Annotated in this window: 14 protein-coding genes and 1 tRNA gene; 7 read left to right on the forward strand and 8 right to left on the reverse strand. The window is 69.9% G+C overall.

Annotation, left to right across the window (positions count from 1 at the left end; genetic code table 11):
• Positions 1-25: 25 nt before the first annotated feature.
• The 3 genes from GVV77_RS15405 to GVV77_RS15415 all read left to right on the forward strand — a co-directional run bounded on the left by GVV77_RS15405 (position 26) and on the right by GVV77_RS15415 (position 3499).
• Positions 26-952 carry a LysR family transcriptional regulator gene (locus GVV77_RS15405; protein WP_159619824.1) on the forward strand — a complete coding sequence of 309 codons (927 nt, stop codon included), beginning with the start codon at positions 26-28 and terminating at the stop codon, positions 950-952.
• A 168-nt stretch (positions 953-1120) separates the two neighbouring features.
• Positions 1121-2098: an SDR family oxidoreductase gene (locus GVV77_RS15410; protein WP_159619825.1), complete on the forward strand. Its 978-nt coding sequence runs from the start codon at positions 1121-1123 to the stop codon at positions 2096-2098.
• 318 nt (positions 2099-2416) lie between these two features.
• Positions 2417-3499, forward strand: a complete 1083-nt coding sequence (locus GVV77_RS15415) for an FUSC family protein (RefSeq protein WP_246199861.1) — start codon at positions 2417-2419, stop codon at positions 3497-3499.
• Here the strand turns inward: GVV77_RS15415 and GVV77_RS15420 are convergent.
• Complete coding sequence (locus GVV77_RS15420; protein ID WP_201291432.1) at positions 3496-4692, reverse strand: App1 family protein phosphatidate phosphatase; 1197 nt, start codon at positions 4690-4692, stop codon at positions 3496-3498. The genes GVV77_RS15415 and GVV77_RS15420 overlap by 4 nt on opposite strands.
• A gap of 129 nt (positions 4693-4821) precedes the next feature.
• On the opposite strand from GVV77_RS15420, the gene GVV77_RS15425 reads away from it, so the two are divergent.
• Positions 4822-6369, forward strand: coding sequence for a CYTH and CHAD domain-containing protein (locus tag GVV77_RS15425; protein WP_159619826.1), 1548 nt, complete (start codon positions 4822-4824; stop codon positions 6367-6369).
• Positions 6370-6377: 8 nt separating this feature from the next.
• Here the strand turns inward: GVV77_RS15425 and GVV77_RS15430 are convergent, their stop codons facing one another.
• Positions 6378-7148 (reverse strand): TM2 domain-containing protein, encoded by a 771-nt coding sequence (locus GVV77_RS15430; RefSeq protein ID WP_159619827.1) that lies wholly within the window; start codon positions 7146-7148, stop codon positions 6378-6380.
• Between the two features lie 177 nt (positions 7149-7325).
• On the opposite strand from GVV77_RS15430, the gene GVV77_RS15435 reads away from it, so the two are divergent.
• Together GVV77_RS15435 and GVV77_RS15440 are read left to right on the forward strand one after the other, a co-directional pair.
• Positions 7326-8213: a YsnF/AvaK domain-containing protein gene (locus tag GVV77_RS15435; protein WP_159619828.1), complete on the forward strand. Its 888-nt coding sequence runs from the start codon at positions 7326-7328 to the stop codon at positions 8211-8213.
• A gap of 62 nt (positions 8214-8275) precedes the next feature.
• Positions 8276-8725, forward strand: coding sequence for a GNAT family N-acetyltransferase (locus GVV77_RS15440; RefSeq protein WP_159619829.1), 450 nt, complete (start codon positions 8276-8278; stop codon positions 8723-8725).
• A gap of 106 nt (positions 8726-8831) precedes the next feature.
• Here the strand turns inward: GVV77_RS15440 and GVV77_RS15445 are convergent, their stop codons facing one another.
• On the reverse strand, positions 8832-9014 hold the full coding sequence (locus tag GVV77_RS15445; protein ID WP_159619830.1) for a PspC domain-containing protein: 183 nt from the start codon (positions 9012-9014) through the stop codon (positions 8832-8834).
• A gap of 130 nt (positions 9015-9144) precedes the next feature.
• On the opposite strand from GVV77_RS15445, the gene GVV77_RS15450 reads away from it, so the two are divergent.
• Entirely contained in the window at positions 9145-9405 is a 261-nt protein-coding gene (locus GVV77_RS15450) for a hypothetical protein (RefSeq protein WP_159619831.1), read from the forward strand.
• Between the two features lie 54 nt (positions 9406-9459).
• Here the strand turns inward: GVV77_RS15450 and GVV77_RS15455 are convergent, their stop codons facing one another.
• The 5 genes from GVV77_RS15455 to GVV77_RS15475 all read right to left on the reverse strand — a co-directional run bounded on the left by GVV77_RS15455 (position 9460) and on the right by GVV77_RS15475 (position 13098).
• Positions 9460-10236: a hypothetical protein gene (locus GVV77_RS15455; protein ID WP_159619832.1), complete on the reverse strand. Its 777-nt coding sequence runs from the start codon at positions 10234-10236 to the stop codon at positions 9460-9462.
• Positions 10237-10445: 209 nt separating this feature from the next.
• A tRNA-Ala gene (locus GVV77_RS15460) sits at positions 10446-10521 on the reverse strand.
• A gap of 94 nt (positions 10522-10615) precedes the next feature.
• A complete protein-coding gene (locus tag GVV77_RS15465; RefSeq protein WP_246199862.1) occupies positions 10616-11296 on the reverse strand; it encodes a histidine phosphatase family protein in 681 nt (226 codons plus the stop codon).
• Positions 11293-11715, reverse strand: coding sequence for a ribosome silencing factor (gene rsfS / locus GVV77_RS15470; RefSeq protein WP_120168924.1), 423 nt, complete (start codon positions 11713-11715; stop codon positions 11293-11295). Before rsfS ends, GVV77_RS15465 begins: the two co-directional genes overlap by 4 nt.
• 18 nt (positions 11716-11733) lie before the next feature.
• Positions 11734-13098, reverse strand: coding sequence for a hypothetical protein (locus GVV77_RS15475; RefSeq protein WP_159619833.1), 1365 nt, complete (start codon positions 13096-13098; stop codon positions 11734-11736).
• Positions 13099-13103: the final 5 nt, after the last annotated feature.

Genomic DNA, 13103 nt, shown 5'->3' on the forward strand with positions numbered 1-13103 from the left:
CATCGTTCGCCGGAAAGGACCGCCCATGGTCAATCCCGTCCATCTGAGGACGCTGCTCGAGGTGATCCGCCACGGGTCCTTCGCAGGAGCCGCCACCACCCTCGGCTACACCGCCTCTGCGGTGTCCCAGCAGATGTCGGCGCTGGAGAAGGACACCGGTGCCACCCTCTTCGAACGCAGCGCCCGCAGCGCCGTGCCCACGGAGGCCGCCGTCGTCATGTCCCGGCATGCGGCAAAGGTGCTCACGGACATCGACGCGCTGCTCGCCTCCACGGCCCGCGCCCAGGCCGAGACGTCCCAGGAGCTCCGCCTGGGCCTGTTCCCCTCACTGGCGACCTATGCGCTGCCCCGGCTGCTCAGCACCCAGCAGTGGAAGTCCCTCGGGATCCACCTGAAGGTGTACGTCGCCGAACCCGCACAGACCATCCAGGGCCTGCGCACCGGCGGGGAACTCGACCTCGCCCTCGTGTACCAGGTGGGCCAGGCGGGCCTGGCCTGGCCCTCAAGCGTCAGCCGGCAGTGGATCGGCGACGACGATTTCCGGGTGGTCCTGCCCGAGGCCTGGGGCATCCGGGCCGGATCCACGGTCAGTGCCGACCAGCTGGCCGACATGCCGTGGATCCTCCACCATCCCGGCACGGCCGACGCCACGGTGATCGAGCGCCTGTTCGCCGGCTGCAACCTCCATCCGCGGGTGGTGGCATACTGCGACGACTTCAACGCCAGCCTCGAAATGGCCGCCGCGGGGCTCGGCGCCGCACTGGTTCCAGATCTGGCGATGCTGAACCGGCCGCCCGGCATCGTCGCCCTGGACGTCCCGGAGATCCGGCTCGCCCGGAGCATCTTCGCCCTGCAGACCGGGGACCGCCAGAACGTCCGGGTGCGGCTCTTCATGGACCAGCTGGCCGACATCCTTCGCCAGCGGAGCATCGAACCGAAACACATTTCCTGACGATCCGCACCCCCTCCTGCGGACCTCTAAAAGCGTTGTCGGGCCCTCCGTGCCTCGGTAGCCTCGGAGCGGGTGGGCGGCCCCCAGCCGTCCACCCGCTCCACCGGCCGTGCCGGGGTCCATACCGCAGTTCATGCCGCAATTCATGCCCAAGGTAGGGAGAACCCAGTGAGCAAGAAGCAGCCAGTCGTCGTGATCACCGGTGCATCGAGCGGGATCGGACGCGCGACAGCCCTCCACTTCGCCCGCAGGGGCGCGGACCTCGTCCTGGCCGCCCGACGGGAGGAAGCCCTCGAGGGGCTGATCGAGGAGTGCGAGGCCTACGGTTCCCGGGCCTTCTCGGTGCCCACCGACACCAGCGACCCCGAGGCCGTCCAGGAACTGGCCGCGCGGACCGTGGAGGCCTACGACCGCATCGACGTGTGGGTCAACAACGCCGCTGTCTCCTTCTTCGCGCCCTTCCTTGAGGTCCCACTGAAGGACTTCAACCGGGTGATCGACGTCAATATCATGGGCTACGTGCACGGCGCCCGGGTGGCGCTGCAGCACATGCGCAGCCAGGGCTCGGGCGTGCTCATCAATGTGGCCTCGATCGTGGGCGTCGTCCCCCAGCCGTACACCTCCGCCTATTCGATGTCCAAGGCCGCAGTCCGCGCCCTCGGAGTGAGCCTGCGCTCGGAACTGCTGCTCGCCAAGGCCCGCAGAATCCACGTCTGCACGGTGCTTCCTGCCACCATCGACACCCCCTTCTTCAACCAGGCGGCCAACTACACCGGCCGCCGGGCCCAGGCGATGCCGCCGGTGTACAGCCCGCAGAAGGTGGCCGTCGCCATCTACAAGCTTGTCGACTCGCCGCGCGGCGAAGTGGTCGTCGGCAGGATCGGCCGCTCGATGGTGCGCCAGCACCGGTTCGCCCCCGCGAAGGTGGAGACCGCAATGGCCCACCAGGTGGAGAAGACCCACCTGTCGAGGAAACAGTCGGCCGAGGCCACCAGCGGCAACCTCTACGAACCCTCCGCGGACCGGCGCGACACCGCGGTGACCGGCGGGTGGAGCGGCAGGCGCCGGTCGGTGCAGCGCTCGCTGCTCGGCACCGCCGCCCTGGCGACAGCAGGCGGAGTCCTCGTCCGGCGGATGCGCGGCTGACCACGGGGCACAGAATCCAGGACAGGGACGTCGAAGGCACGCCGAGCGGGCAGTGAACACCGATGCTCCGGGACGTTCCCCGGCGCTGAGGGACCTGGTCCTGGACAGCACCGATGTGAAGGACTTCCTCTACGACCTCGCCAACCTCGCTGTCCACCGGCCCGGAACATCCAGCTGCGCGACATTGCGGCGAGGGTCGCAGCGTCGGCCGGACAAGGCGCCGCAGAGGCCTGAAGGGCACCGCCACGGCTCCCCGGCCGGGCCCCCGACCGGGCCGCCGGTCGAACCGGGCCCACTCCGCATTGCAATACTGGAGGGATGGCTTCACCACTTCCCACCGTCCCCCGGCCCCTGCCACGACGCCTCGGCGCGTACCTGCGTCATGGGCGCGTCCTGCTCGCCCTGAAGGCGGCCATCGCCGCCGGCATCGCCTGGTGGGTGGCCCTGCTGGTCCCCGGAGTGGCCTCCAGCTACCCGTACTACGCGCCGCTCGGGGCGCTCGTGTGCATGTACCCCACGGTGGCCGGCTCGGCGCGGACGGGCCTCCAGACCCTCATCGGGCTCGGGGCCGGAATCCTGCTGGCCTTCCCGGTGATCCTGCTTGGCAACCCCACCAGCCTGACGGTCGGACTGGTCGTCGGGCTCGGTGTGCTGCTGGCCGGGCTTCCGCGCCTGGGCGCCGGACGGGACTGGATACCGATGGCGGCGCTCTTCGTGCTGCTGCTGGGCGGCGACCACGCCAACACCTATTCACTGGGGTACTCGATCCAGATGCTCGTCGGCGTCGCCGTCGGGCTTGCGGTGAACGCGTTGGTCTTCCCCCCGCTGCACCTCAACGGCGTTATCCAGAGCCTCGAGGAACTTCGCTCCGCCCTGGCGCTCCAGCTCAGCGACATGGGGGCAGCCCTTGAGGAACGCTGGCCGCCCGAGCACGAGGAGTGGGCCTCCCGGCAGGACCGGCTCCGCCGGCTGGGCCGGGACGCACGCAGCGCGGTGCAGCTGGCCGATACGAGCCGCCGGGGAAACCTCCGCCGCTACCGCAACGGCCGGGACCTTGAGGCCGACTACCACGCCCTGCGGTCCCTTGAACGGATCACCTTCTACGTCGAGGACATCACCGAGGTGCTCTCCGGCGCCATCTGGCGCTCGGAGACCGCGGCGCCGCTGCCCGCCGCCCTGGGCGTACCCCTCGCCGAGGCCAGCCGGCTGACCTCGGAGGCCATTGGCGCCTGGGATCCCGAAGCGTCAGCCCAGGCCACCGCGGAAGACTCGGTCGAGTCCCTCATCCGCCAGGTACACGCCAGCGCCGTCAACGAACGGATCGACGCCGCGGCGACCTTCGGCATGGGGCTCCGGCGGATCCTCTTGACGATCCGCCTCGACTCGGTTCCCGCCCGCTAGCTGTCCTCGCGGTGAGGAAAGGGCTCGGGGACGGGGTCCGGGTCGGGATCCGGGGCAATGATGCCAAGCTTCTCCAACTGCTTGGACATCCCGGCGCCATCCGGGGCGTACACCCACTCGATGTCCGGGGTCAGCTCGGCGGCATTGGTCTTCGACCGCCCGCCGGCGAGCACCGCCTCGCTGGCCGAGAGCTGCCGGATGGCGATGGCACGCACCCGGTCTGGATGCCGCTGCGCGAACTCGGCGTAGATCGCCTCATCGTGCTGGCCGTCGTCGCCCACCAGGAGCCACTTCACCGACGGGAACTCCCCAGCCAGGCGCTCGAGGGAGGTGCGCTTGTGGTCCTGGCCGCTGCGGAACCAGCGGTCGCGGGTGGGGCCCCAGTCGGTGAGCAGTTTCGGGCCGGCCGGGTAGAGGTTGCGTGAGAGGAACCGGGTCAGGGCAGGTGCCACGTTCCACGCCCCCGTCGAGAGGTACAGCACCGGCGCCGACGGCATGCTGCGGGTGATCCGCTCGTACAGCACAGCCATGCCGGGGGTCGGCGTCCGGGCGTGTTCGTCCACCACGAACGTGTTCCAGGCGGCCAGGAAGGGCCGCGGAAGGGCTGTGACCATGACGGTGTCGTCGATGTCGGAGACCACCCCGAAGTCCACTGAGTCGTCGACCACCCGCATGGGCGCGTCGGCGAGCCGCGAATCGCCCGACCGCAGCCGGACCGTGTGCCAGCCGGGCGTTAGTTCCACATCGATGCGGGCATCGATCACCCCGCCGTGGTCGGCCTTGACGGTGTGCGTGCTTCCATTGATCTGCACCTGCACGACGGCGTCGCGCACGGGAGCGCTGGTGAAGTTCCGCCACCCGCGGATGCCCTCCTTTAAGGGCTTGAGGGGGCCGCTGTCCTCTACCGGACCGCTGTCGCGGGGATCGGTCAGCACCACCCGGGCCAGCACCCGAACCCACTTGGTCGTCCCATAACCGGTGTACGGGATGACAGTCTGCACGTGCCCTCGGCGGATGGCGAGCCGGCGCTGGAAGCCCAGCCAGGCGTCGTCGATTCTCATGCCCAGGTGGGTGCGTTCCTTCACCTCAACGCCCGGTACCTTAGCCGCCGGCACCTCGGTGGCCGGGGTGCTCTCGATGATTTCGGCCTTGTCGGCTGGACGGTCTGTTGGCTGTTCAGCAGGAGTCGTCATGGGTTCAGTGTGTCACGAGTACGCTCCGGAAACCCTCCCTTCGTGCCCTCCTGTGCACCGTCGGCGCAAGAGCCCGCACATGGAGGGAAGCCCGTGGCCCTCCGGCGCCGGGCGGCACCATAATGGCTCATGACCCAGGGGAAAGAAGCGCCCGCAGCGCGCCGGTATCTTGCCGACGCCGCCGCCGTCCTGCCGGAACTGCCAGGCGGCGCGGGGACACCCCCGCAGGGCGGGACCACAGTTCTTCGGCGCGTCCACTGGGATCTCGACGACCAGGAGCTGGCGCACGCGGGGATCACCGTGGCCGTCATCGGTGAGGGGCCGGCGGCCCGCTGGGACCTGACCTTTCCCGCGGCGTTGAGCCAGCTGGACTTCTCGGTTGCGTCCCCGGAGGCCGGCGGCGTCCCGCCGGAGGTTCTTGAGCGGGTCCGGGTCCATGTCCGCGACCGGGACCTGCGGCCGGTGGCCGACCTCGCCCTCCGGCGTCGGGAGGTCACCCTCCCGGGATCCGACGGCATCGGGCTGCAGGTGCGGGACGACGCCGTCGAACTAGCTGACGGCGCCGGCTGGCGGGAATGGACGGTGGAGGCACTCCCTGACCCGGCGGCGCACGGCGGACCTGGGCACGGCGGCCACGGCGATGGCGACGTCGACGGCAACGGCAATAAGGCCGGGGAGCTGCTTGACACCGTCGAGGCCCTGCTGGTCGCGGCGGGTGCCTCCCCCGGCGGGCCCGCGGAGCGGCTCGCACCGCCCGCGGCGGGCCGCAGCACCGTCCCGGAGGCCCCAACGGACACCGGCACGCCGATCGGCGCGGTCCTCGCCCCGGTGTTTACGACACTCGCGGCCGAGCTCAAGACCTGGGACCTCCGCGTACGGGTGGACGAAGAGGACGCCGTCCACCAGTTGCGGGTGCGCTCCCGCACCCTGCGGAGCGTGCTCAAGACGTACGAAAAGCTGCTCGATGAAGCCGCCGTCCGGGACCTTGAGGGCCGGCTACAACGGCTCGGACATACCCTTTCCGTCGCCCGCGATGCCGACGTGATCCGTGGCTGGGTGCCTGGAAGCGTGAAGGCCCTTCCGGACGGATCGATTCCCGCCCACGTTGCCCGCCGGCTTCAGAGGACGGCCTCGGCCCAGTACCGGCGGGCCTACGGGGAACTGCTTGGGGAATTGAGCTCCCCTGACTATTTCCGGCTCCTTGCCGTGCTCGACGAATTTTCCGCCCGGCCGCCGCTGGCGGCCGAACGGGAGGGGCACAGCGCACGGAAGGCCATCCGGCGGGCCGCCAAGCGCCAGCAGCGCAAGGTGCTCGAACTCGTTGACGCTGCCGCCGGGGAGGAGGACGCCGCGGCGCGGATCCATCTCCTTCATGAGGTGAGGAAGCGGTCCAAGCGGCTTCGGTACGCCATTCGATCGGTCTCCACGGCCACCGGCTTCGACTTCGGCAGCAAGCTCGCTGCCGTCCTGGCGACCGCCGAGGACATCCAGGACGCCCTCGGCGTCCACCGCGACAGCGTCATGTTCCAGGAATTTGTCACCAGAACCGCCCGCGCGGCACACCGCTCCGGCGAAAACACCTTCGCGTACGGCGTGCTTCACCAGGCCGAGGCATCCCGCCAAGAGATGGCGGCCGAGGCGTACCGGGAGGCGGCGGAGCGCCTTCGGCAGGGCTGAGGCGGGGACTATTCGATGCTGCCTCCGGTGAAGCTGTCGATGGTGGCAGACCAGCGGGTCCCGGCCGGAAGGACCATCAGCGTCCACTCCCCCGGATCCACCCGCCGGGTGTAGGTGCCCGAGCCCGCCTCAAGCTTCGAGAGCAGCGGTTCCTCCCCCTCGGGCACCCCGCGCGTCCCCTCCGCCAGCAGGTAGATGAATCCCGGCCCGTCGAGGGTGTATTGAATCCGCGCAGCGCCTCCGGTGAGGGTGAATGGTTCGGGCGCCGGCCGTCCGGGCCCGCCGGCGAGCACTGCCACCTCGGTCCACCGGGGCGGAGGCTCCTTGGTCGGAAGGACGGAACTGAGGGCTGTCATGGCCGACCCGCCACCGGCGCGCAGCAGGGTCAGCGCCGGACCCGAGGCGAGGGTGAAGGCGGTAAGGATCACCACCAGTGAAGCTACGAGCGCCGCGGCACGGTGGCTGCGGCGCCCCGCCAGGGGGTGGCCGCCGCCGTCGACCGCGGATCCCAGGGCGAGGGCCAGAACATCGGCCGCCCACCAGAAGCCAGCGCCGCCCAGGGTGAGCAGCTTGATGACCCCCGACACCGGGCGCCGAAGGTTGAACCGGTCGACACCGAAGAACCCTCCCAGCAGCGACAGCACCCACGGTCTGCGGAAGTCGATCAGGCGCACTTCGGGAACCGAATCGGCCCGGGCCTTTCCAGCGGAGCGCGCCCGGGCCGCGGCGGTCAAACGGTTGGACCACCGCTTCGCTGCAGGCCCGGCCTCCGCGTTCATGGCTGAACACTATGCCTGCGGCGGCGGCCGGGGTAGGGCGGAGGCCGCTTGCTTAGTACGCCGCCATCGGCGCGGCGTAGCCCGCTGTGTACTAAGCATGCTTGGTATATTGTTGGGAGCCTCGGGACAGAAATGCATTAGGCATCCCGGACCATCTCCACTGCGGAAAGAGACCCCATGATCACTCAGGAACAGATGAAGGAGCTCATCAGCGCCGGCGGCAACGTCCTGAGCGCGGACGGGCAGATCCTCGGCCCGCTGGGGCGCCTGTATGTCGACGATGCGACGGGCCGGCCCACCTGGGTCACCGTGGACACGGGGGCCTCCGCCGCCGAGTCCTTCGTACCGCTTGATGGTGCCACCACGTCGGGCGGCGACGTCCAGGTCGCCTACCCCCGAGAATCGGTGCTCGCAGCCCCGGGCATGTCCCAGGACGGACACCTGAGTCAGGCGGAGGAGAAGCACCTGCTGCGCCACTACGGGCTCCTCCCCGGCGTCGACGAGGTCTCCGATGACCGGTCCGATGAGCACGCCACGTCCCGGCTTGAGAGCGACCACGTGATGATCCGCTCCGAGGAGCAGCTCCGCGCGGGCACCGAGATCCGGGAGACCGAGCGGGTACGCCTGGTGAAGAGGATCGTCACGGAGGAGGTCACCATCACGGTGCCGGTCCGGCGGGAAGAGCTCTCCATCGAGCGCGTCCCCCTCGACGATGTGCCGGGCCACCGCAACGGCAACGGCAACGGACACACCAACGGGGCGGCCTCCACCGGCGGCGGGTCGTACACCTACGTGGAACGCGACGAGGATACCGCCGCGGACCGGGACGACCTGTATGCCGCCGTCGGCTCCGCGTTCAGCGGGGACGAGGTCACCATCGTGCTCTACCAGGAGCGCCCCGTGGTGCAGACCGAGATCGTCGCCGTCGAGCGGATCCATGTGCTCAAGGAAATCATCACGCACGAGGAAACCCTCAGCGGGGAGGTCCGCAAGGAGGTCATCGAGGCCGAATCGTTCGATGCTCCCGGCCGGGCCGCGGCGGCACCACGCAGGACCGGTGGCTGACCCCTTCCCCACCGGTTGACCGCACCGGCGCCGCCTCGGCGCGCGGAGAACAGGAAAAGGCAATGTTGATACGCCGCGCCGAACCGGCGGACGCTGCCGAAGCGATCCGCGTCTTCCGGGGCTCCCGCACGGCCGCCGCCGCCTACCTGCCCTCGGCCGCCCATACTGAGGCGGAGGACGAGGAGTTCGTCCGCGGGGTCCTGATCACGGAACGGCAGACCTGGCTTGCGGTGGATGGGGACAGCCGTGCCGCCGGCCTGCTCAGCCTCAGCCCCGGGTGGATCGATCAGCTCTACGTCGCCCCCGAATCCTGGGGGCGCGGGGTGGGCACGCTACTCCTCGGCCACGCCAAGGCGCTGCAGCCCTCCGGACTCCAGCTGTGGACCTTCGAGTCAAACCTCGGCGCCCAGCGGTTCTACGAGAGGCACGGGTTCGTCGCCGTCGAACGCACGGACGGCACCGGTAACGAGGAGCGGGCACCGGACATCCGGTATGCGTGGTCGGGTCCCTGACCGGGCCGGAGTTTGTCCGGTCAAGCCGGACCTGACCGGACTTCCGACCGGTCAGTGGCCGCCCGGCGATGCCGGGTCGGCCTGCCCGTCCAGCCAGTTCGTCGTGTCAGTACGACTTGGGGATCACGATCCACAGGATGATGTAGGCGATCTCCCCGGCCCCGACCAGGCCGAAAATCACGAACAGCAGCCGTACCAGGGTCTTGGAGATGCCAAAGCGGGCGGCAAGGGCCGCACAGACCCCCGCGATCACCTTGCCGTTGCGCGGACGTACAAGTTGAGAAGTCATGCCCGTACCCTACCAACGCGGCCGCATGGGTGGACAGGACCAACTACCGCGGGCTCCGGGATAGGCCTTGTGCGCGGTGGACCGAGCGCGCACCATTGCTGCATCAGCTGAAACCACCCGAGGAGCTGATGTGTTCGGAAACGCGGACAAACCGCCGCAGGTTGACTTCTACCCCTGGCCCAGCGGCCTGACGTCCCGGCATTTTTCCCTCCTGAGGAGGAGCGCCTTCGTCGTCCTCGTCACGGTGCTGATCTTCGGCGCCTACAGCACCGAACTGACCCTGATGCGGGTCATCACCAACTGCCTCGTGGTGTACGTGGTGGTGATCTGGTCGCGGCGCTGGCTGTCCGAAAACCGGGACGGACCGGGCCGGCCGGGGCCCGCCCGGTAGTACCACCGCCGACGCCGGGCCGCCCCGCGGCGGGACGCCGAGCCTGGCGGCGGCCTACTCCGCCGGGCGCAGGGACGTGATCATGGTGCGGATCTTCCCGAACTCCTCCGTCTCCGCGTACACCTGCGGCGTGTCGGCGTGCGGCGGGTTGCCGGGCGTCGTGTCGAACGGGTCGTAGATGCCTCCGAATGCCGCGCCGCTGGGAGGCCAGGTAAAGAAGTGCGCAATCGGGCACGCCGTCGGGCCCACCGGCTCCGGCGCCGAGGTGATGCCATAGGCTCCGCTGAATCCCTTCTGCGGGTCGGCCTGCGCTGGGTCGCTGCGGATTTCAAAGACGAAGCGGGGAGTGCTACCGGCCTGGGCCAGGGCGGGCAGCGGCCGCGACTCGATCACCCCGTAGGGGCTCTTCTGGGCGCACTCGGCGCCGGTGACCAGATTGGTGCGCAGCGTCGCGATCGACTTTCCGGTGTCGCTGACCACCTCGATAAAGACCCCGCCAGGTGCTGCCCCTTCCGCGGCGACGATCGTCCAGTTCTCGGGATAGTCGAAGGCGAGCTCGCCGTCGAGGGTCGTGTAGGTGTTCCAGCCGGGCGCCGTGGGCGGGTCGGTCGGCGGTGCGGTGCCTGTGGGTGCCGTGGCACCCGGCGTGGAGCCTGGCGCGGTGGTCCCCGCGGGCGTCGGGGTTGGCGTCGAGGACGCCGCGATGCTGTTCGAAGCCGACTGGGTGAGCCCGGGGGCCGGCCCCGAGGCGGCCGGAGCGCATGCTCCCAGCACGACGGCGAGGCCGAGGGCCCCGCTGACGGATAAAACGGACGTGCGCCTCTTGTTCATGTGGACCTCCCGGACGGCCGCTGATCTGTCCATAGTGCATCGATCGGTAGTGCATCGATCGGTCCATTGTGGGGCCCGGCGGCGCGTCGTGGGCAGGGGCGCCGGAATCGTTCCAAAACTGTTGCAGGTTCCGGTCCGCGCCGCGCAGACTCCCGGGCACACAAAAGCCGCCAGGTCTCGGGGGTGATTCCCGGAACCTGGCGGCGGATTGGTGGAGCTGAGGGGACTCGAACCCCTGACCCCCTGCATGCCATGCAGGTGCGCTACCAGCTGCGCCACAGCCCCAATCCGTTGTTTCCCTCCGGCTAACCGGCTGAAGCAACTCGTTTAGTTTAGTAAAGTTTTCCGCTCCTGCAAAATCGGCCGGAACCGGCCCCCGCTAGCCCTCGATCGGCTCCGCCGGGAAGGACCCGAGACCCACATTGTGTTCCCGCAGCTGCCAGGAAAAGAGCGCCTCCGGGGTGCGGACCTGCTCGTCCAGAAGTGACCAGTGGCAGTTGGATACCCCGGCCAGCGCACCCCAGGTGGTTGAGGGCAGGCCCATCAGGGCGGCCAGTCCGGCGCGGATCGCTCCGCCGTGGCTGACCACCACGAGGGTCTGCCCAGGGGCGAGGTCCTCCACCGCTTCGAGGGTGGCCTCGCTCATCCGGCGGCCGACTTCCTCCCGGTTCTCCGCACCGCCGGCCCGGACCAAAGGGTCGCCCCCGCGCCAGGCGGCATTGTCCTCGGGGAACCGCTCATCGATCTCAGCGAAGGTGAGACCCTGCCACGCACCGGCGGCCGTCTCCCGGAAGCGCTTGTCCAGCCGCACCTTCAGGCCGGTGATGGAGGCCAGGGCGTGGGCGGTGTCGGCGGCCCGGCTGAGGTCGGAGGACACAATGCGCACCGGGTGGCGCTGGGCGAGCAGCCCGGCGGCCCGGGAGGCCTGGCGCCGGCCGGTCGCATCGAGCGGAACATCTTCCTGGCCCTGGAACATCCCGCCGTGGTTCCAGGCTGTTCTCCCATGCCGCCAGAAGATCACCCTGCGGGCGGCAGGGTCATCGTGCCGGTGTCCCGTCACTCCGCTTCGGTGCTGACGGCGCTGGGCGCATCGGGGTTCTGCGGTGAGCTCTGCAGGGAGCCTTCAAGCTGCAGGTCGACGGACGGGCAGTCGTTCCACAGCCGCTCCAGGGCGTAGAAGACGCGGTCCTCCTCGTGCTGGACGTGGATGACCACCTCGGCGTAGTCGAGCAGCACCCAGCGGCCCTCGCTGCGGCCTTCACGCCGGACAGGCTTCAGCCCCTGCTTTGACAGTTCCTCCTCGATGCCGTCGACGATGGCGTTGACCTGCCGTTCGCTCGGCGCCGAGGCAATGAGGAAAACATCGGTGATCGCCAGGCGCTCGCTTACATCGATGGCAACAATGTCCTGGGCAATCTTGTCCACTGCGGCGTGTGCCGCGGTGCGGGCAATCCCGATGGACGATTCGGTAGCGCTCACTGATCTCCTTGTGTGTGGTCAGCCGCCGAGGCCGCTGACAATCATTAGAATTCCGGCCAGGAGTGCAAGCACGCCCAACCCGAGTATTGAAAACTGCAGGTACCTCATCCGCCGAACCCGGGCCAGGCCCGCGGTCATCGCGTCAAGGGGGTCAAGCCCGTGGGCGCTTTGGGCACGCACGGGAGTGGCGCCGTCGTCGGTGGCCCGGCCGTGGTTGCGGGCGAGGGCCTCGGCCTGCGCCAGCACCTGCGACCGCCGCTCGGGGCCCTTGCCGGCGGAGGCCGAACCTTGGGCGGGAGCCGCAGGGTGTGCCGATGGCTTCGACGGAAGGGGACGGCGGACGACCGGAACGTGGGAGGTGGTCGGGGCCTTCAGGACCGGGCCGCCTACCCCGGGCACCTGAACGTATTCGGGCGGCGCGACGATCGAGAGGTTGTGCGCGGTGGTTGGGTCGCTCGACTGCGGACGCCGCTGGGAATTTTCCTCGGAAAGCTTCTGGATCTTCTGCGCCCGGCTGTTGAGGACGGCGGCGCGTTCGGCCAGGGCCTTCTGCTTCGCCAGGATGGCGGGGTCGACGGCGAACGGATCGGTGCCCTGCGCCGCCTCGATCAGAGCGACCTGGTCCCGGGCCTGCGCAGCGATGGCCTCGCGGGCCGCGAGGGCCTGCTCGACGCTCAGGTCCTCCCCACCGGCTCCCTGGCCGGCGGCGGGGGCAGCGCCGGTTGCCTGCGGCTCACCGGCCGCGCCTGCCCCCTCGGTGCTCACGCGGCGGCGGCGGTCGCGCCGGCCTTCGAGCGGCACCTGGGCGACCCGCCGCTCGATGGGGGTCCCGTCGGGGTGCAGGGGGCGGCCTTCGCCCTGCTGCGCGGCCGTCTCCGGTGCCGTCACCGCGCCGGAGGGGGCTGCACCGGCCGATCCCTGCGCCGAGCTGCCGGCTCCTGCAGTGGCGGGAGTCGAAGCAGCGGAGGCCGACTCATCGGCGGTCAAAGCAGCTGGGGTGGAAGCAGCCGGGGTGGAAGCAGCTGGGGTGGAATCGCCCGGAACCGTGCCGCCGGGAGCGGTGGTGGGAGCCTCCGCCCGGGCCGCCTGCGCTTCCTGCTGCTGCAGCCGCAGCTGGCGCCGGGTGGGCATTGCGTCATATGAGCCGGTGACCGTGGGCACTGAGTGTTCGGCCAGGGCACGGTAGGTGCGCAGGGCCTCACGGTCCCTCGCCCGCACCAGGGATACCCGCTCGGAGGTGTGGACTTCGGCGTCGACCGGCGCGTCGGCGGCACGCCGGCTCCGCCGCTGCCCCCCGCCTGCGGTTCCGGTTCCCGATACAGCGGAAGACCCGCGGCCGGAAGCGGCGGGTCGTGGGTCCTTCTCGTCGTTAGCCTTGCTCATTGCTT

This window comes from Arthrobacter zhaoguopingii (assembly GCF_009828605.1).
GTDB lineage: Bacteria > Actinomycetota > Actinomycetes > Actinomycetales > Micrococcaceae > Arthrobacter_D > Arthrobacter_D zhaoguopingii.

Excerpts from the sequence above, each read along its gene's own strand:
- GVV77_RS15475 (WP_159619833.1), bottom strand. The coding sequence starts at position 13,098 with ATGAGCAAGGCTAACGACGAGAAGGACCCACGACCCGCCGCTTCCGGC.
- GVV77_RS15435 (WP_159619828.1), top strand. The coding sequence starts at position 7,326 with ATGATCACTCAGGAACAGATGAAGGAGCTCATCAGCGCCGGCGGCAAC.
- GVV77_RS15420 (WP_201291432.1), bottom strand. The coding sequence starts at position 4,692 with ATGACGACTCCTGCTGAACAGCCAACAGACCGTCCAGCCGACAAGGCC.
- GVV77_RS15440 (WP_159619829.1), top strand. The coding sequence starts at position 8,276 with ATGTTGATACGCCGCGCCGAACCGGCGGACGCTGCCGAAGCGATCCGC.
- GVV77_RS15425 (WP_159619826.1), top strand. The coding sequence starts at position 4,822 with ATGACCCAGGGGAAAGAAGCGCCCGCAGCGCGCCGGTATCTTGCCGAC.
- GVV77_RS15455 (WP_159619832.1), bottom strand. The coding sequence starts at position 10,236 with ATGAACAAGAGGCGCACGTCCGTTTTATCCGTCAGCGGGGCCCTCGGC.
- GVV77_RS15415 (WP_246199861.1), top strand. The coding sequence starts at position 2,417 with ATGGCTTCACCACTTCCCACCGTCCCCCGGCCCCTGCCACGACGCCTC.
- GVV77_RS15405 (WP_159619824.1), top strand. The coding sequence starts at position 26 with ATGGTCAATCCCGTCCATCTGAGGACGCTGCTCGAGGTGATCCGCCAC.
- GVV77_RS15445 (WP_159619830.1), bottom strand. The coding sequence starts at position 9,014 with ATGACTTCTCAACTTGTACGTCCGCGCAACGGCAAGGTGATCGCGGGG.
- GVV77_RS15430 (WP_159619827.1), bottom strand. The coding sequence starts at position 7,148 with ATGAACGCGGAGGCCGGGCCTGCAGCGAAGCGGTGGTCCAACCGTTTG.